The 19,571-nt window shown below is 50.4% G+C and carries 11 protein-coding genes; 10 read left to right on the top strand and 1 reads right to left on the bottom strand.

Annotated features, from left to right (window positions below; all coding sequences use genetic code 11):
* Positions 1-5: 5 nt before the first annotated feature.
* Positions 6-1,457: a PLP-dependent aminotransferase family protein gene (locus MKX40_RS29790; RefSeq protein ID WP_339238721.1), complete on the bottom strand. Its 1,452-nt coding sequence runs from the start codon at positions 1,455-1,457 to the stop codon at positions 6-8.
* A gap of 670 nt (positions 1,458-2,127) precedes the next feature.
* Between MKX40_RS29790 and MKX40_RS29785 the strand changes: the two genes are divergently transcribed.
* From MKX40_RS29785 to MKX40_RS29740, 10 genes are all read left to right on the top strand, one after another.
* Positions 2,128-2,484: a nucleotide excision repair endonuclease gene (locus MKX40_RS29785; RefSeq protein WP_278297627.1), complete on the top strand. Its 357-nt coding sequence runs from the start codon at positions 2,128-2,130 to the stop codon at positions 2,482-2,484.
* 207 nt (positions 2,485-2,691) lie between these two features.
* Positions 2,692-3,438: a Bax inhibitor-1/YccA family protein gene (locus tag MKX40_RS29780; RefSeq protein WP_339238720.1), complete on the top strand. Its 747-nt coding sequence runs from the start codon at positions 2,692-2,694 to the stop codon at positions 3,436-3,438.
* 305 nt (positions 3,439-3,743) lie between these two features.
* A complete protein-coding gene (locus MKX40_RS29775; protein WP_339238719.1) occupies positions 3,744-4,958 on the top strand; it encodes an AraC family transcriptional regulator in 1,215 nt (404 codons plus the stop codon).
* A gap of 51 nt (positions 4,959-5,009) precedes the next feature.
* Positions 5,010-6,059: an ABC transporter substrate-binding protein gene (locus MKX40_RS29770; RefSeq protein WP_339238717.1), complete on the top strand. Its 1,050-nt coding sequence runs from the start codon at positions 5,010-5,012 to the stop codon at positions 6,057-6,059.
* Positions 6,060-6,329: 270 nt separating this feature from the next.
* Positions 6,330-7,190: an alpha/beta hydrolase-fold protein gene (locus tag MKX40_RS29765; protein WP_339238716.1), complete on the top strand. Its 861-nt coding sequence runs from the start codon at positions 6,330-6,332 to the stop codon at positions 7,188-7,190.
* A 64-nt stretch (positions 7,191-7,254) separates the two neighbouring features.
* Positions 7,255-8,040: a 2,3-dihydro-2,3-dihydroxybenzoate dehydrogenase gene (locus MKX40_RS29760; RefSeq protein ID WP_339238715.1), complete on the top strand. Its 786-nt coding sequence runs from the start codon at positions 7,255-7,257 to the stop codon at positions 8,038-8,040.
* Positions 8,041-8,066: 26 nt separating this feature from the next.
* Positions 8,067-9,410 (top strand): isochorismate synthase DhbC, encoded by a 1,344-nt coding sequence (gene dhbC / locus MKX40_RS29755; protein ID WP_339238714.1) that lies wholly within the window; start codon positions 8,067-8,069, stop codon positions 9,408-9,410.
* A 3-nt stretch (positions 9,411-9,413) separates the two neighbouring features.
* Positions 9,414-11,030 (top strand): (2,3-dihydroxybenzoyl)adenylate synthase, encoded by a 1,617-nt coding sequence (locus tag MKX40_RS29750; protein ID WP_339238713.1) that lies wholly within the window; start codon positions 9,414-9,416, stop codon positions 11,028-11,030.
* Positions 11,031-11,325: 295 nt separating this feature from the next.
* Entirely contained in the window at positions 11,326-12,324 is a 999-nt protein-coding gene (locus MKX40_RS29745) for an isochorismatase family protein (RefSeq protein ID WP_339238712.1), read from the top strand.
* Entirely contained in the window at positions 12,321-19,565 is a 7,245-nt protein-coding gene (locus MKX40_RS29740; RefSeq protein WP_339238711.1) for an amino acid adenylation domain-containing protein, read from the top strand. The genes MKX40_RS29745 and MKX40_RS29740 overlap by 4 nt, the downstream gene beginning before the upstream one ends.
* Positions 19,566-19,571: the final 6 nt, after the last annotated feature.

Here is a 19,571-nt window from a genome sequence, read left to right as displayed (position 1 = left end):
CCTCCTTATCTCATTTGAGCTGCTGTCTCGCCAATGATGCGAATGCCTTTACGTATATGCTCATCGCTCACTCTGGAGAAACCCAGACGCATCGTGTTCACACCCTGACCGGGCTCCAGATAAAAGGTATCCCCTGGTGTGAACGTTACACCTTTCACTTTACAAGCCTCTAGCAGTTCACGGGTTCTGTATTCGGACGGGAACTGCACGAACAGATGCAGACCACCCGCACCGGAAATCCGGCACATTGGCAGATGTTGCTTCAGGCAACGCACAACCAATTCATATTTTCGCTTATACTCCGTGCGGGCTCGCTTCAAATATTTCTCGAAATTGCCGTTGCTCAGATATTGATACAATAACGATTGGTCCAGTGTGGAGGTATGGATGCTGCGTGCCCGTTTCATACTCTCCAGATAATCAATCAGCGCCGCATCAGCAATAACCCAACCCACCCGCAGACCTGGGAACAGGACTTTGGAGAAGCTGCCCAGATAAACCAGTCCATTGCCCTTGCCCATGCTGGCGATCAAGGGAGATACGTGGGAACCGGAATAGCGCAATTCTTCGTTGAATCCATCCTCAATGATGGGAACCTGATACTTGTTCATCAACCGGATGATCTCTACCCGTTTCGCAGGAGACGTCACAATCCCGGTTGGATTATGGTAGGAGGGCACGAGATACGCCAGATCATATGGACTTTCCTCAAGTTCATGTTCCAGCTGCTTCAAGTCCAGGCCATCCGGCTCCATATTGACACCGGTTAGGTGGAACTGGTGCAGCTTCAGGTTTTTGATTGCCGTGTGGTGCGTCGGATTCTCGCAGAGCGCTTTTCCGCTTTTTTTGCGCAACGCTCCAAGCACCAGATCGAAACCTTCCGTGAATCCGTTGGTGATCAGGATGTCCTTGCCACGGAGGTCAACACCTTTGTTCTCCATATATCGTAGTAAATAGTTCATCAGCGGTCTGTATCCTTGCGCATATCCGTAATTCAGCAGTACTTCGCCTTCAAGTGACATGCGATCCAGAAAAGCCCGTTTCACGTTCTGCAGATCAAATAGCTTTTCATCCGGTGCTATGCTGGTAAACGATATCTTGCCGCGCTCTGCTCCGGAGCCATGCTTCATCAGATCGTACTGCTCTGCCTGGATGGCATACTTACTTACCTCCGTCTTCCAGTCCAGTTGCCAGCTCGCTGTGGCCTCAGGAGCCTCAATGGAAGCACTAACGTAATTGCCTTTGCCTTTGACCGCGTAGATCAGACCTTCATCTTCAAGCTCGGCATAAGCGAGCAGAACCGTGCTACGACTAACCTTCATGAGTGTACTAAGTTCACGGGTGGAGGGCAGTTTTTGTTTGGCTTGCAGGCCACCTTTGAGCATCAATCGCTTCATATAATCTTTGACTTGTATATATACAGGGCGGTCCTCCGTCAGTTGCAGATCGGAATACATCCCATCACTCCCTCTACTGGTATCTTGCCATATTATAAACCCGACAGAAAGAACCACGATACCTCTGTTTCCCTGGAGAGGTGGTCGGTTATTCGCGTAAACGCAAAAAAGCCCAAGCAATATGCCGGGGCCTGTGGTGAGACTTGATCCATTTTCTATAGTACTGCTGCTATAATTCTACAGTTGCATTGCATGACTAGTCTCTCTAGGATCGATAGCTATCTGACCTTCTACGTGTGTCTATTAACTCAGTACGACTATAATTGCAGGCTTTCTAGGTGATACTTAAAATCTACAGTGAATCAAGAATCTAGGTCTTTCTACGTTTGCTTGCTGCAAGGGTCGATTAGATGATGAATCTACAATCTATAAGCTAAGGTTCTTGCTAACTGTACTCTTGTCGTGATCACGTAACAGAATTCAGCATGAAAAAGAGTTTCAATCATAGGGTACAATAGACGGAGGTAGATATAAAGACATGTGTCTCAGTGCCCAATTTCTTCCTCATACCCCTATAGTAACACTTTGAATCAGGGAAGTTAACCTTTTTTTTGAAATATTTGTCGTAATAGCGAAAATTGCGTGAATTGTACTTCATATAGATTGAAATGGTGTCCCTTTATAATATGTGATAGGATGTAAACCTATAGATAATGAGGAAGTGAGCCTATTGATTAATATTACTGTGCCAACACCGGATGTAACCATTACGAAGCAGGTTGATCCACAGCTTAGCCACATTTATGGATTTACGGATTTTCACCTGATAACTCGGGAACTAGGCGGGATTTTCATGTTTTACAATGCCGCTGGAGAGCTGTTATTTGTCGGGAAAGCACGAAAATTAAGACCACGTATCAAAAAGCATTTTGAAGATACTGTATCACCAATCAAGAACCACCGTGAGGAAGTAACAAAGATTGAAGTGTGCGTGATTGAAGATCCGGTAGATCGTGAAATTTACGAGACGTATATCATCAACACGATGCGTGCGAAATACAATGTAGACAAAGTATTGTACAAATAAGACGCATAAAATCTGAATTAACATGCAACACCTAGGACATATGTCCTAAGTGTTGCACCGCGAGGTAAGGATGTAATCGAAGGGTTGCATCCGATCCTTTGTGGTGCCATCCCGCTCTTTCAAGGGAATAGCTTATAGAATTTGAAACGTAGAACGCCCAAACCCAGTATCACAGATATACCAAATACATATGAAGAGGTGATTGTGTTGATCGGTCGTAGCGGTAACCCTACCCTTAAAGACAGCACGTTTGAGAACAGAGGATATGGAGAAGATCGGTATCAGAATTATATGACGATTAACGGCACGGTGAACAAAGCGTTTATTACGCTGGTGATCCTGTTGGCTAGTGCGTTTGCAACCTGGATGATGTTCTTTAACGGACAAGAAGTAATGCCGCTCGCGTATGGCGGATTGATCGTTGGTTTCATTCTGGCACTTGTGATTTCGTTCAAACCGATAACAGCACCATATCTCGTACCTGTCTATGCCGTGGCAGAAGGCCTGTTCCTGGGGGCGCTCTCCGCAACCTATGAATCCCTGTATAACGGAATTACCTTGCAGGCCGCTCTGTTGACGATGGCTGTATTCATCGCGCTGCTGATGGCTTACAAAACGAAATTGATTAAAGCTACAGAGAATTTTAAGCTTGGGGTCGTCGCTGCAACCGGCGGTATCATGATCATGTATCTGCTGAGCTTTGTACTTGGTTTCTTCGGTATTTCGATTCCTTATCTGCATGACAACAGCTTGATCGGCATCGGTATTTCGGTCGTTATTGTTATTGTGGCTGCTCTCAATCTGGTCCTTGATTTTGACTTCATCGAAGGTGGCACTGAGCGTGGTGCGCCCAAGTATATGGAATGGTACGGTGCATTTGGATTGATGGTAACGCTGGTATGGCTGTACATTGAGATCATCCGTCTGCTTGGCAAATTGCGTAGCCGGGACTAGTCCTGCTTCAATCATGTTCGAGAAGTAAACGGAGTTTGAATTTAAAGTCAAAAAGCTAACGCGTGTTACTCACGTCGTTGGCTTTTTTTGTTTTATATGGAGGTAGTCTGAAAGCAACATGGAAAGTAGAAGGAGGACAATTATGTAGAGTCAGATGTGTACATGTTACCATATTTGGATTGACGGTCTGGAAATAGTTATGTTATTTTATTGATAATGATTATCATTTTCGTTTAGAGGTTATTAAGTTGCCTGATGTTATCATTCTCTAGCTAAAAATCAAGCAGATCGAAAGGAGTGGCCTCATGTTACTGGAAAATGATTCGCAGATTGCTGCGCACCAGCCTGTTACCGGCCGCAGTCCCAAGACGAATCTTGCCAACGTTAAAACATACATGGACAAGCATTACTACCAGCACCTATCAATTGCAGATCTTGCCTCGAAAGCGGGAATCAGTCCGAAATATTTCGTAGATCTGTTCAAGAAAACGTATGGACAAAGTGCAATGGAGTATCTTACTGATCTGCGCATTAATCGCGCCAAGCGATACCTGAAGGAATCCCGATACAAGCTTCGCGATATTGCGCTGAGGGTGGGATATAGTGATGAATACTATTTTAGCCGCAAATTTAAAAAGGAAGTCGGCGTATCTCCTTCGGATTATGCGAAAAACGCCAGAAAACGGATTGCCACCTGTTCTTCCAGTGTGATTGGGCAACTTCTGGCACTCAATGTCATTCCCGTCGCTGCACCCATCGACCCCAAGTGGACGGCGTATTATTATAATGCACATCGTACAGAGATTCAGTCCCACCTGAAATTGACGGACCCGTACACGAGCTGGCGGTTTGAGGCCAATGTGGAACGGTTGGTTCATATTCGTCCTGATGTCATTGTAGGTACAGACGAGATTAGTGAACAGGATCAGTCCCAATTGGCCGAGATTGCGCCTTGCTGTTTTGTCCCCAAACATCATTCGGATTGGCGGACACAGCTGCGAATGATTGGATTATTTCTGGAGCGGAAGGAACAGGCGGAGCAATGGATACACATGTACAACCAGCGAGCAGAAAAGGCGCGTGAATCGGTACAGCGGGAAGTGGGCAGGGAGAAAGTGATCGTTGTGCGGGTATACGGGCAAAGTCTGTACCTCTATAGCAATCCCGGTATTGAAGAAGTATTGTATGGAGCGCTGCAACTGGATACATTCTCTGATCTTAGTGCCAATGATCCGTTAACGTTGGAGCAGCTCGCCGCCATGAACCCCGATCGAATTCTCGTTATGGTGTGTCCCGAAGCAGCTTCACGGGCATACTGGCTCAGCTTGCAGCATTCGGTTACATGGCGCCAGCTTAAGGCCATTCGTCAGTATCAAGTTCATCTGATCACAGGCGACCCCTGGTTTGATTATTCGGCTGTAGGCGTGTTGCGCATGCTGGATGAAGCGCTATTGATCTTCACGGGATATTGTCCAAACATATATCTGGATAACGTCCATGGTGATTCCCGGGCGACGTGACATATAATCCTTGTATCTAAATGAGAATGTTTATCAAGGGGGATATCACACATGTTTCACTATTTCAAAAACATCGGACAACGTTCCGTTGGTAACCAATTCCGCAGTGCCCGGCTCTCAGCCCTGATTCTACTCATGTTAATGACAGGACTGTTGTCCGCCTGTGGCGCAGCATCCGAGAATACAGGATCGGCCCAAGCGGAGCAGCCCACAACGGAAACTTCAAACCCGGCTTCAACCGAGACAGTTGCAGAGGAAGAACATGGGAAAGAAACAGCTGGTGAACGCACCGTAAAAGACGATCTGGGACATGATGTGATTGTTCCAGCGAAGACTGAACGCGTATTTGCGCCATATCTGGAAGATTCCCTTTTAACCCTTGGTGTTAAGCCGGTAGCCCAATGGGCAAGTGGTACAAAAGGACACGTCTATCTCCAGGATCAGCTCAGTGATGTGCCTACACTTGATTTCTCCAGTGGGTTACCTTCACCTGAAGCGTTGATGTCGTATAAACCTGACTTTATTATTTTACATACGGCCCAATATGCCGAGAACGGGGTATACGAAAGTTATTCCAAGATCGCACCGACCTACGTATTTACGAATGCTTCGGGTGATGTAGAGAAGTCTTTGCAGGTCATTGGTGATCTGCTGGGCAAAACGGCTGAAGCCGAAAAAGCCATTGAAACCTACCATGCCAAGGTTGAGTCAGCCAAAGCTGAGCTGGCGAAAGTAGCCGAAGGCAAAAAAGCAGCCATTATCCGTTTTGCCCCGCGTGGCATCAGCATGATGGGTGGCAACTACTTCAGCGGTTACGTCGTATATGAACAACTGGGACTTGGTAAGCCTGCATTGGTCGAGTCGGAGAACAGTGCTATTGTATCCACTGAGATATTACCAGAGATTGATGCCGATTTTATTTTCACCGTGGAACAGGGCCCGGGGAGTATGAAGGAAATGACCGAAACCAACGTATGGAACAGTATGCCTGCGGTAAAAGCAGGGCATGTGTACGCTGTCGAGCCAGCTCCATGGCTGGGGGGTGGATTAATCGCATACGGTCATGTTATCGATGATACACTCAAAGCGTTAACGCAATAATTGGAGAAATACAACTCCCTTTGGAGTGCCGGAAACCGGATGTTAGTCCAGTGTTTCGGATACACCATGAGGGAGTTTTTTCGATTGAAACGTGAACATGATATGACATAAATATGGAAATATGGAGATAATCAAAATGATTTCTGGATATCGTCCATGGGACAGCCGCATTCACTCTTTTATAATTGGTAATGAGAATCAATCTCATATATAGAGTGTAGTTCAGTATTCAACTTATATAAGCAGAACAACGAGGAGGACCCATCCGTAATGACGTTTCAGCCCAACCCAACTGTTCCTGGCTCCCTGGAGCACATCGCACGCAGTACCGTTCACATCCCGAACGCCGAACAATGGACCATGAAATCACGTTCAGGCCATCATGACTATCAGATTATGGTATTCAAGCCTGCCGAACCTCCGCCTCCGTCCGGTTACCCGGTGATTTATCTGCTGGATGCCAATTCAGTATTCGGCACCATGGTGGAAGCCGTTCGTGTGCAGGGACGCAGACCGGAGAAGACAGGAGCAGTCCCAGCAATTGTTGTGGGCATCGGGTACCCGATCACGGGCCCCTTTTCCCCTCACCGATACTATGACTTTACTCCAAAGGCTACGACGGAATATTCCACAAAGTCTGATGGTACACCTCTTCCGGAACAAGGAGGTGCCGATGAATTCTTGCGTTTTATTGAAGAAGAACTGAAACCGGATATGGAGCAGCAATTTCGGATTGATCGAGATAGACAGGCTATATTTGGTCATTCGCTCGGTGGGTTATTCGTGATCCATACGTTGTTCACGAAGCCAGAGGCTTTTCGATATTACATTGCAGGCAGTCCCTCGCTGCACTGGAATCAGAAGGTTATGCAGGCTGAGGAACAGGAATTTGTCGCAAGGCTGGAACAGCATCCGGTGAACGTCAGGGTGTGGATTGGTATGGGAGAACAGGAGAAGACCCACCCGGCTCGTAACAATGACAAGGCATCGACACTAACGGAACGTTTATCGGCATTAAAGCAGCCGGGGCTGGATATCGCCTACACCGAGTTCGAAGAAGAGAATCATGTCTCGGTATTGCCATTTTTGATTAGTCGTACGATGCGTTTTGCCTGTAGTCCGGAGTCATAGAAGGTTGGAATGAGGAAGTTTTCTAGGGGAGAACACAGCTATAGGCAGTATGGGAGGTATACGAGTGAGCTACACAGGAATCGATGGAACAGTGGCCGTGGTCACTGGTGCTGCGCAAGGGATTGGTGAAGCAGTGGCGAGGTTGCTTGCACAGAATGGCGCGATCGTTGCACTGGTGGATCGACAGGATAATTCGCTTAATCAGCTTGTCACCGATCTACGCAGTCATGGCCATCAGGCAACAGCCCATGTTGCTGATATATCGGATCGTCAAGCCGTTGAGGATACTGTTCAACAGATCGAAGAGACGGTTGGCCCCATTGGCATTCTGGTGAATGCTGCGGGTGTGCTGTACACAGGGGCAGTTAGTGAGCTGACAGATGAGGAATGGATGAGGACGTTTGACGTAAATACACACGGTGTATTTTACATGTCGCGTGCAGTAGTAAGAAATATGGCTGAACGCAGGACGGGTGCGGTGGTTACCGTGGGTTCGAATGCTGCTGGTGTTCCGCGAATGTATATGTCTGCCTACGCTGCTTCCAAAGCCGCTTCGACCATCTTCACCAAATGTCTGGCTCTGGAATACGCGGATCAGCATATTCGCTGCAATATTGTCTCTCCAGGTTCAACGGATACGCCAATGCAGCGAGCCATGTGGCAAGATGAACATGGCGCTGAGGCGGTTATTGCAGGCTCACCGCAAACCTTCCGTCTGGGCATACCGCTGAACAGGATGGCATTGCCCGAGGATATCGCGGATGCGGTGGTCTATCTGGTATCGGATCAAGCCAGACATATAACGATGCATGATCTGTGTGTGGATGGAGGCGCCACACTTGGTGCCTGAATCAAGAGATAAGGAGATGATGAATCATGTCAAAAGCGGGTACGGTCACTGTAACTTCCGCCATACACCTTCTGGAGCAATATCGAGAAGGGACGTCCTTTTTCTGGTCTTCACCGCAACATACCTTGCTCGCGCAAGGAGAACGGGTTCGTTGGTCTCCGCTGCATACGGAGCACGCAATTCAATCAGATCTCAGCAATTCTGCTGTAGTTATGGAACATAAATATAAGGAAGAGATACATCTTTTCATAGACGGTATTCAACAGCTTATGGACAAGGCCAAACAAGCTGGTCAATCGAACCCGATGGTGGTGGGCGCCATTCCATTTGATCCGCTGGATGCTGCTGCTGAGTTATATGTACCTGAGACGGTGCAGTGGGCTGAATCGTTACCCCCGGAATCACGTGCATTAATTCAAAAGCTGCCAGCAGCCGTAGGCTGTGAAGTTGTTGAGGTTCCTGTGGGGGAGGTGTATGAGCAAAGTGTAGACAACGTATTGGTTGACCTGAACCAGCGTGATCTCCACAAGGTCGTGTTATCCCGTACACTTGAGGTGACTTCGCAGACCCTCGTGGACACCTATCAATTGCTGCGTAATCTGTTCAGGGACAACACACATGGATATACATTTGCAGTACCCATGAGGGGCCAAACTCAGTCTGTAAGTACTATAACAACGAATAAACAACGATTTAAACTAGATGGAAAAATTGAAAATAAAACAAGTCGCACCTTCATCGGGGCAAGCCCGGAACTGTTGGTTACCCGCAAAGGAATAAATGTACGCGCCAATCCACTGGCAGGCTCTGCACCCCGGAGTGAAGATCCAGCGGAAGATCGCCGCCGTGCAGAGGCACTGCTGGCCTCAGCCAAAGATCGTCATGAGCATGCCGTAGTCATTGAAGCAGTTGCGGAGGCGCTACGTCCATTATGCCGACAACTATCCGTTCCAGCAGAACCTTCGCTGATTCAGACGCGCACGATGTGGCATTTATCTACCGAAATACACGGGGAGCTGGCAGACGCGGCCACAACGTCACTGGAGCTCGCTTTGGCTCTTCATCCCACACCCGCCATCTGTGGAACACCTGTACAGGCTGCACGGACAGCTATTAAGCAACAGGAGCCGTTCGACCGGGGATTATTTACGGGAATGGTGGGCTGGTGCGACAGTGAGGGCGACGGCGAGTGGGCCGTAACAATCCGATGTGCTGAAGTGGAAGGCACAGCTGTGAAATTGTTCGCTGGAGCGGGCATTGTAGCAGGTTCTACGGCAGAAGCTGAGCTGGCAGAGACTGCTGCCAAGTTCAGAACGATGCTGCTCGCGATGGGTTTGGATTCGACTGTGTCCAGTCAGAAGGAGGAATGAGCAATGCTGTCAGGATATCAGGCTTGGCCTGAGGAAGTTGCAGAGCGTTATCGGCAGGAGGGTTGCTGGGAAGGGATTACGTTTGGGAAAATGCTTCGCCAGCGAGCTGATCTATATGGCAATCGGGTAGCCGTTATTAGCGGTGAACAACAGCTCACTTATGCAGAACTGGATGACCGGGTGGATCGATTGGCTTCTGGTTTATATGCCAAAGGCATACGGCAGCATGACCGGGTTATTCTTCAGCTGCCCAATATTATAGCGTTTGCTGAAGCATGTTTTGCTTTATTCCGCATCGGTGCGCTGCCTGTATTCGCTCTTCCCTTGCATCGAAAGAGCGAAATCACATATTTCGCTCGGTTCTCCGAGGCCGTAGCATATCTGATTCCGGATCAGGATGGCGGATTTGATTATCGCACGTTGGCAGAGGAGGTACAGGCAGAGGTTCCGGGACTTCGGCATATTTTCGTGGCGGGAGAGGCCGGGCCGTTTACAGCATTGGAAGATGTCTATGCAGAACCTGTCACACTGCCGGATGAACCGATGTCTTCGGATGTTGCTTTTCTACAGTTGTCGGGTGGAAGTACCGGATTATCCAAGATGATCCCACGTACTCATGATGACTACATTTACAGTTTACGAAGAAGCGTTGAGGTGTGTGGTCTCAGTCCCGAAAGCGTCTATCTGGCTGCACTACCTGTAGCACATAACTATCCAATGAGCTCACCTGGCATTCTGGGCACGTTGTACGCAGGTGGCACGATTGTGCTGTCACGGGGATCAAGCCCGGATGAAGCCTTTCCGTTGATTATGCGCCATCAGGTAACGATCACGGCGTTGGTGCCGCCGCTGGCTCTCGTCTGGCTCAACGCAGCGGCTGCCCGAGGAACCAAGCTTCCGTCGCTCCAGGTGCTTCAAGTGGGGGGAGCCAAATTCAGTGCAGAGGTGGCGGCACGCGTCAAACCGGTTCTTGGCTGTACATTACAACAGGTGTTTGGGATGGCCGAAGGGCTGGTGAACTACACACGTCTCGACGATTCCGAGCATGTCATTAACCATACACAAGGGAAACCAATGTCACCCTATGACGAGGTGCGGATTGTGGATGACGAAGACGTTGAGGTGGAGCAGGGACAAGCCGGACACCTACTGACACGCGGGCCCTATACCATTCGTGGTTATTACAAAGCCGAGGAACATAACGCCAGATCGTTTACTACGGACGGTTTCTATCGCACAGGCGATATTGCGAGCCTGACGGCTGACGGATATCTCGTTGTCGAAGGGCGGGCGAAGGATCAGATTAACCGTGGCGGGGATAAAGTGGCTGCCGAGGAAGTGGAAAATCACCTGCTGGCCCATCCTGGCGTGCATGATGCAGCATTGGTATCCATGCCCGATGAGTATCTGGGCGAACGCTCTTGCGCATTTATTGTGCCAAGCGGTGAAGCTCCGGGGGTGGCCGAGATCAAGTCTTTTCTACGCAATCGGGGACTGGCCAGTTATAAAATTCCGGACCGGATTGAGTGGGTAGACGCTTTTCCGAAGACACAAGTAGGCAAGGTCAGCAAAAAAGCATTACGTGAGATGTTGACCATCGGGCAACCTGTTTCTAAATAAGAATTCTCAATCACGTTGCACTGTATCGGTTGAACTAACCATTTACACAAGAACGTAGAGGGCAGAAATAACCTGAAGAAGCGAAGCGTTCGCCCAAAAGCTTTCTGCAAGAAAGCTACATCGGAAGCATACGCTATCACCGGATTTCCACCTTTGTAAAATTGAATCAAAAAATCTGGGGGTAACAGCGATCGGAAGATTATTCTGTCATCGGAGTGGCAAGTGTAAACATTCTTTAATTCAACTGATATGGCTGAACGTGATCTGATCAATAAAGCTGAAAAGAGGGATATTCATGGCACTTCCAGTGATTCAACCATATGCAATGCCTGTAGCGTCGGAGCTTCCGGTCAACAAGGTATCCTGGACCCCGGATGCGAAGCGTGCAGTACTTTTGATCCACGACATGCAGAACTATTTCATGAATGCATTTACGGCGGGAGCATCCCCGGCGGTAGAGCTGATTGATCATATTGCACAACTTCGTTCAACGTGTCATGAACTAGGGATTCCCGTGGTCTACTCGGCACAACCGGGTGGGCAGACACCGGAGCAGCGCGGACTACAGCTGGACTTCTGGGGTGCAGGGATCGATGGCGGACCTGTGCAAAAAGAAATTGTTGAATCGCTTGCACCCGCTCCACAGGACATCTTTATGACCAAATGGCGCTACAGCGCCTTCCAGAAGACAGAACTGCTTGAATTGATGGAGCGGCAGGGCCGGGATCAATTGATGGTTTGCGGCATATATGCGCATATCGGATGTCTGATGACGTCAAGTGAGGCATTCATGCGAGACATTCAGGCGTTTCTGATTGCCGATGCGGTTGCTGATTTTTCAGCGGAAAAACATCGTATGGCGCTGACGTACGCGGCAGAGCGATGTGCGGTAGCACTAACGACCGAACGTTCGATTGCGTTGCTGAATGCATCAGCCTCAACCAGAATTGGAGAGGAAGTTACGTCCGAGGTGCAGCAGCAATCAGCATCCACCGCGGAGATTGGGTCTGTCGAGCAAGGACGAGAAGCCGTTGATCATGCAAGGTTGGTAGCATTACGAGCTCAGATTGGCGATCTGTTACAGGAGCAGTCCGATTCCATTGGGGAGCATGACGATCTGATTCAGAACTGGGGAATGGATTCCATTCGCATGATGAGTCTGGCTGAACGTTTTCGCGCGGAAGGAGCAGAGGTTACCTTTGTTGATCTGGCGGAGCAGCCTACACTGGCCGCTTGGGCAAGACTCCTTGATCATGTCCAACCGAAAGTACTGCCGAACGGAGACTACTTTTGAGCGGGGCGGTGCAGACGTCACATCGTCGGAACACAGCTTGGCATTTATCTTCTGCACAGTCTGGCATCTGGTATGCCCAACAGTTGAATCCGGACAACCCGATGTACAACACGGCCGAGTATGTGGTTATTGAAGGTCAGATCCATACGGGACGATTAGAGGAGAGTGTACGCCAGACCGTGATGGAGGCCGAATCGCTGAATATGGTATATGGGGAAAATGAGCAAGGCCCGTGGCAATGTCTGCGCACCAATAGGAATGATTGGACATTCCATGTCATGGATGTTCGTAATCAGGCTGATCCTCATATGGCTGCGCTCAACTGGATGAAGCAGGATCTGGCACGGCCTGTTGATCTGGCAGTTGGTCCACTCTTCACAGAAGCCCTGTTCCGGGTGAGCGAAGATCGGTATTACTGGTACCAGCGCATTCACCATATTGCGATTGATGGGTACGGCGTATCCCTGATCACACGCAGGGTTGCCAGCTTGTACTCTGCAAGCTTTCAGGGAGAGGGTGCGGGACAGATACAGGGAACGGCAGCGTTTGGATCACTGACTTCTGTTCTGGAAGAAGATGAAGCGTACTCAACCTCCACCAGTCGAGAGCAGGATCAGCAGTTTTGGATCGAACGATTCGCGGATGCACCGGATGTGGTCAGTCTGGGTGAAAGTGTTTCGCGTACATCCACCGAGTTCTTACGACAGAGTGCGGTCTTCACGCCGTCACAACGGGAGCAATTGCAAGCAGCAGCGGGAAGGTTCGGTGCGACTTGGCCGGATCTGTGTGTAGCGGCAACAGCGGTCTATGTGCAGCGAATGACAGGGTCCAACGATGTTGTTCTGGCCTTGCCCGTGATGTGCCGATTGGGTTCTGCATCTCTACGTGTTCCGGGCATGGTCATGAATGTGCTTCCGCTCCGCCTGTACCTGAATTCGCAGATGAACTTGTCTGAATTGATGGGACAGATTGTGAAGGAGATTCGGTCGGTACGCAAACACCAGCGATACCGACATCAGGACCTGCGGCGGGACCTCAAGCTTCTGGGAGAGAATCGGCGTCTGTTTGGACCGATGATCAATGTAATGCCCTTCCATCATGAGTTGAATTTTGCAGGCGCACGCGGCATGATCCATAATCTGTCCACCGGTCCAGTGGATGACCTGTCGATTCATATTGTAGACCAGGGACATGGTCATGGACTGGGTATTTCTTTTGATGCGAACCCTTCGATCTATGTGGATTCGGAACTGCGTAATCATCAGCTTCGTTATGTGCAAATCCTGCAATCCATGATGTCAGAAGGGGCAGAAGACATATCGGTTGGACAGATCAACATTCTGCTCCCTGCCGAACGCGAACAAGTGCTGGAAGGATGGAATCAGACGCAACATGCCGTTGCTGAGTGCAATTCAGCAGCGTTATTCGAGCAGCAGGTTCGGCGTACACCTCTTGCAGATGCAATAACATTCGAAGGGTCATTGCTAACCTACGCAGAGCTGAACGAGCGTGCGAATCAACTGGCACATGAACTGATACAGACTTACGGAGTAGGGCCTGAGCAGGTAGTTGGCATTGCCATGCCTCGTTCACTGGAAGTGGTTATCGCGATTGTAGCTGTTCACAAAACAGGAGCAGCCTATCTGCCCCTTGATCCAGATTATCCTCAAGAGCGTCTCATCTACATGTTGGAGGATGCCAAGCCTGCTTGTGTAGTGACGGTGATGAACAACTTCTCTCATATTCCGCAGGCGTCCAGTGTACCGATTCTGGTCATGGATGAACCGGACAGTATACAGGCAGTGAGCGGTCGGTCGGGAAGCAATCCCGAAGATGACGATCTGTCAGGCACGGCTTCTCTGCTCAACCCTGCGTATCTGATCTATACCTCGGGTTCTACCGGTAAACCAAAGGGTGTGGCTGTGACCCATCTTGGATTAGCGAATCTGCTTGAAGATATGAAGACGAGACTACAGGTCGGTCCGCAGGATCGCTGGCTGTCGGTGACCACGATTGCTTTTGACATCTCGGTACTGGAAATCTTCCTGCCTCTGACGACTGGGGCCAGACTGGATATCGCACAAAAGGAAACCATTCTTGATCCGGTAGCACTGGCCAGGAAGATGAGAGAGCAAGAGACGACGATTATGCAGGCTACGCCAACGTTATGGCAGTCTCTGGTTGCGAGCTGCCCGGGAAGGTTCGACGGAGTAACGGTGATTACCGGAGGAGAGGCCTTATCCGAGGAACTGAAGCTTTCGCTGGAGGCGTTGGGGTGTCAGGTCAATAATCAGTACGGGCCAACGGAGACAACCATCTATTCTACAGCTGCATCGCTTAGGAAAGGACATTCAGGCAAACCGTCTATTGGTGGTCCCGTTCGTAACACACAGCTCTATGTGCTGGATCAGAGTATGCAACCTGTCCCTCCGGGTGTAGCAGGGGAATTGTATATCGCAGGAGAGGGACTTGCACGGGGATATTTGGGCAGACCTGATCTGACCGCAGAACGTTTTGTCGCGAGTCCCTTCGGACAGCCGGGCAGTAGAATGTACCGGACAGGAGACTTGGCTAAATGGTTGCCGGACGGTTCCATCGATTATTTGGGACGAGCAGATCATCAGATCAAAATCAGGGGCTTTCGCATTGAACTGGGGGAGATTGAATCCGTCATCTCCAGATATCCGGGTGTAGCACAGGTCACGGTCATGGCACGTGAAGACCAACCTGGGAACCAGCGGTTAGCGGCATATATTGTGGCTGATGCTGAAGATCGTCAAGCTGACATGGATTTGGCTGATATCAGAGCACACGTAGGTGATGCGTTACCGGATTATATGGTGCCTTCTGCCTTCATGCTGCTTCCAGAGATGCCGCTGACACCGAACAAAAAAATCGATCGCAAACGCCTTCCTGTGCCTGCATTGACAACTAGTGCAAACGGAAGGGAGGCACGTACACCGCAGGAGGAGATCCTGTGCAGCCTATTTGCAGAGATTCTGGGTGTAGCTCGCATAGGGATTGATGATGATTTCTTCGAACTGGGTGGACATTCCCTGCTGGCCGGGCGAATTATAGCCCGAGTGCGTGATGTATTCGGAGCTGAATTGAACATCGGCAGTGTGTTTGAATCTCCGACAGCGGCAGGGCTTGCCCGAAAGCTGGATCAGGCGAAGTCCGTCAGACCCGTTATTCAACCTGTTCCGCGTGCGGGTGAGATTCCGCTTTCCTTTGCCCAGCGACGGTTATGGTTCCTTTATTGCCTTGAGGGGGCTAATCCCACCTACAATATTCCGTTGGTTGCACGGTTGACCGGGAAGCTGGATGTGGACGCTCTCCGAAACGCTCTGCAAGATATTGTTGCCCGTCACGAGACGCTGCGCACATTGTATCCGCCAGATCTGGGTTCGGCGAGCCAGCATATCCTCCCTGCATCAGAGGTGACGGTGAATATGAAGCTCACCCGGGCTTTGTCTGAGAAACTGCCCGAGCTGCTGGCAGAAGCGTCACGTTACAGCTTCGAGCTTAGTACCGAGCCGGGTATACGCGCGGAATTGTTCCATACGGATGCGGATGAACATGCATTGCTGTTGCTGATTCATCACATTGCAGGGGACGGATGGTCCTTATCAAGGCTCATCCTGGACTTGTCGGAGGCCTATACTGCTCGTCTGCGTGGGTCCGCTCCGGCTTGGGAGCCGCTACGCATTCAGTATGCAGATTATGCGGTGTGGCAGGAGAGCCTGCTTGGGGATGAGAAGCGGCAGGACAGTCTGATCGCGAGGCAGTTAGCGTTCTGGACTGATCGGCTAGCAGGATTGCCAGAACAAATCACGTTCCCGGCAGACTATGCCCGTCCAGTTGTGTCCAGTTACCGAGGCGGATCGGTGCCGTTTACGATCAGTCAACGTCTGCATGAGCAACTTGCGATAGTTGCCCGTGAGCATAAAGTCAGTCTGTTTATGCTTCTGCACTCCGCGTTATCTGTGCTGCTTACTCGAATGGGTGCAGGGACGGATATTGCGATAGGTACACCGATTGCCGGACGGAGTGACGATGCGCTGGATGATGTCGTGGGGATGTTCATCAATACGCTTGTTCTGCGTACAGACACCTCGGGCGATCCTACTTTCCGAGAGCTATTGGCCCGCGTGCGGGATGCAGATCTTGCGGCTTATGAACATCAGGATTTACCGTTTGAACGGCTGGTCGAAGTGCTGAATCCGCCCCGATCTCGTTCCAAACATCCACTCTTTCAGGTGATGCTGGTGCTTCAAAACACGCCAGATGTTCGTCTTGACCTGCCAGGTGTTGAAGCGGAGACTCGCATCCACGGTTTGGGTTCATCCAAATTCGATCTCACACTTGAACTGACGGAGAAACGGGAGCAGAACGGACTTCCAGCCGGAATTGAAGGTGTACTGGAGTATAGTACAGATCTCTACCGTGAATCGACTGCTGGAGAGCTGGTGGTTCGGTTAATGCAGGTGCTTGAGGATGCCGTACAGCAGACGGATGAACGCATCAGCAGATTTGACCTGGTTACACCTTCAGAGCATGCCCAGCTTGAAAAGGAATGGATATCTTCACCGGATGAAGGTCCACAGCTGACCATAGCCGAGCGTTTTGAAGTGCAGGCAGCCGCTCACCCCAGTTCGGTTGCCCTCCATTGTGAGGATATCCGTATGACTTACAGGGAGCTGAATGCACGGGCTAATCGATTGGCCAGACTGTTGATCGCAGAAGGTGCTGGGCCGGAACAGATGGTGGCTTTAGCCTTACCTCGATCGGTAGAGATGGTCGTAGCCATTCTTGCTGTACTCAAAACGGGCGCTGCCTATCTGCCCTTGGACCCGCATTATCCGGCAGACCGTTTAACGCATATGCTGACGGACGCAGCGCCGAAAGTGTTGATTACAAGTACAGATGTATACGCCCTGCTGCCGCAGATGGCGAATATTGAATGTATCAACATGGACGATCTGCATACCCAGGGGCAATTGGAATCCATGGATGAGCGAAACCCGGCAGACCATGAACGGAACGGACGGGTAACTCCGCTGAGCCCGGCTTACATGATCTATACCTCAGGTTCAACAGGGAAACCCAAAGGTGTCGTGATTCCACATGCGAATGTCATCCGGTTATTGGATGCTACGCAGCACTGGTTCCTTTTTGACGAGAGCGATGTGTGGACGTTGTTCCATTCCTATGCGTTTGACTTCTCCGTGTGGGAAATCTGGGGTCCTCTGTTGTATGGAGGCAGCTTGGTTGTTGTTCCCCATGAGATTAGCCGCTCACCTGGAGCGTTCCTGCGACTGCTCGCCGAAAAGAAGGTAACCGTACTGAACCAGACGCCATCTGCATTCTACCAACTGATGCAGGCTGACAGGGAAAATCCGGTCTGGGGACAGCAGCTTGCGCTCCGCTATGTGATCTTTGGAGGCGAGGCACTGGAGCTGGGACGTTTGGATGACTGGTATGAACGCCATGCGGATGACACTCCAAGACTCATCAATATGTATGGTATTACGGAAACAACGGTTCATGTCAGCTACAAGGAACTGCACGCGGGCAGCGCTGCAGAAGGCGTAAGCAGCTGGATTGGCTGCGCTATTCCAGACCTGCGCGTTTATGTGTTGGATGATAATCTGAAGCCTGTACCGACAGGTGTAACTGGAGAGATGTATGTGGCCGGAGCCGGTCTGGCACGTGGATATTGGGGACGGCCAGATCTCACGGCAGAGCGATTCGTCGCTGATCCTTATGGGCCACCAGGCACGCGAATGTATCGTACGGGCGACTTGGCCAAACGTCTGCATGACGGGTCGCTTGATTATCTGGGACGAGCAGATCAACAGGTGAAAATCCGCGGGTTCCGCATTGAGCTTGGCGAGATTGAGGCTGTACTGGCAAAACATCCGAGCGTGGCTCAGGCTGCTGTTATCGTTCGTGAAGACCAGCCGGGAGATAAGCGTCTTGCCGCTTATATTGTTCCTGCATCGGACAATGAAGCGGAACTGGAAACGCCTGCGTTACGCCGACATGCGGCAGCGAGCCTTCCGGATTATATGGTTCCGTCTGCGGTTGTTTGGATGGACATCCTGCCACTTACGCCAAATGGCAAGCTGGATCGTAAAGCGTTGCCTGCACCAGAGATGCAATGTTCGGTTGATGGCCGAGCACCGCGCAATCCGCAGGAGCAGATTCTCTGTGATCTGTTTGCCGAAGTATTGGGATTGCGGAGTGTGAGTATTGATGACAGCTTCTTCGAACTGGGTGGTCATTCGCTGCTTGCGGTGCGCCTGATGAGTCGAATTCGTGAAGCGATGGGCAAGGAGCCGGGCATCGGCATTCTGTTCGAGACCGCCACGGTGGCTGGTCTGGCCGAGCGATTGGAGATGGGTGCCGATTCCGGGAAAAGCTCGCTTCAAGTGTTGTTACCGCTGAGGACTCATGGGCAGCATCCGCCTGTATTCTGTGTGCATCCGGCGGGAGGACTCAGTTGGTGTTATGCCGGGTTGATGAAACACTTGGGTATGGAGTATCCGCTGTACGGATTGCAGGCAAGAGGGATTGCCGAGTACGAGGTGCTCCCGTCAACACTGGAGGATATGACAGCGGATTACATCCGTCACATCAGGTCTGTGCAGCCCGAAGGCCCTTATCGTTTGCTTGGCTGGTCACTGGGCGGCAACGTGGCACAGGCTATGGCCGTGCAGCTTCAGTCTGAAGGAGAGGAAGTAGAGTTTCTGGCCATGCTGGATGCGTATCCGAGTCACTATCTGCCTATTCGCGGGGAACCAGATGAGGAAGAAGCTTTAACGGCATTGCTTGCACTTGGCGGATATGATCCGGACAGTATTGGGGATGGGCCGCTGGATATGGCAACAGCGATGCGTATTCTTCGTAGCGAAGGCAGTGCACTTGCTAGTTTGGATGAAGAGACGATCATGAAGCTCCGGAAAACCTATGAAAATTCCGTCCGGATCTTGGGGGCTTACACGCCATCCCGATTCGAAGGTGACCTGATCTTCTTCCGTTCTACCATTATCCCCGACTGGTTCGATCCGATTGAACCCGAGATGTGGAATGCATTCATTGGAGGCCAATTGGAACGTCATGATATTGCCTGTCGTCACAAAGATCTTTGTCAGCCGGGGCCATTGGAGGAAATTTGCCGTACCCTGTCCATCCGGCTGGAGATGCTGAACAAGAATCGTAACATTCAACACAAATAGGAGGAT

The organism is Paenibacillus sp. FSL R5-0517, from assembly GCF_037974355.1.
Lineage (GTDB): Bacteria > Bacillota > Bacilli > Paenibacillales > Paenibacillaceae > Paenibacillus.
This window is presented reverse-complemented; position numbering and strand designations above follow the sequence as displayed.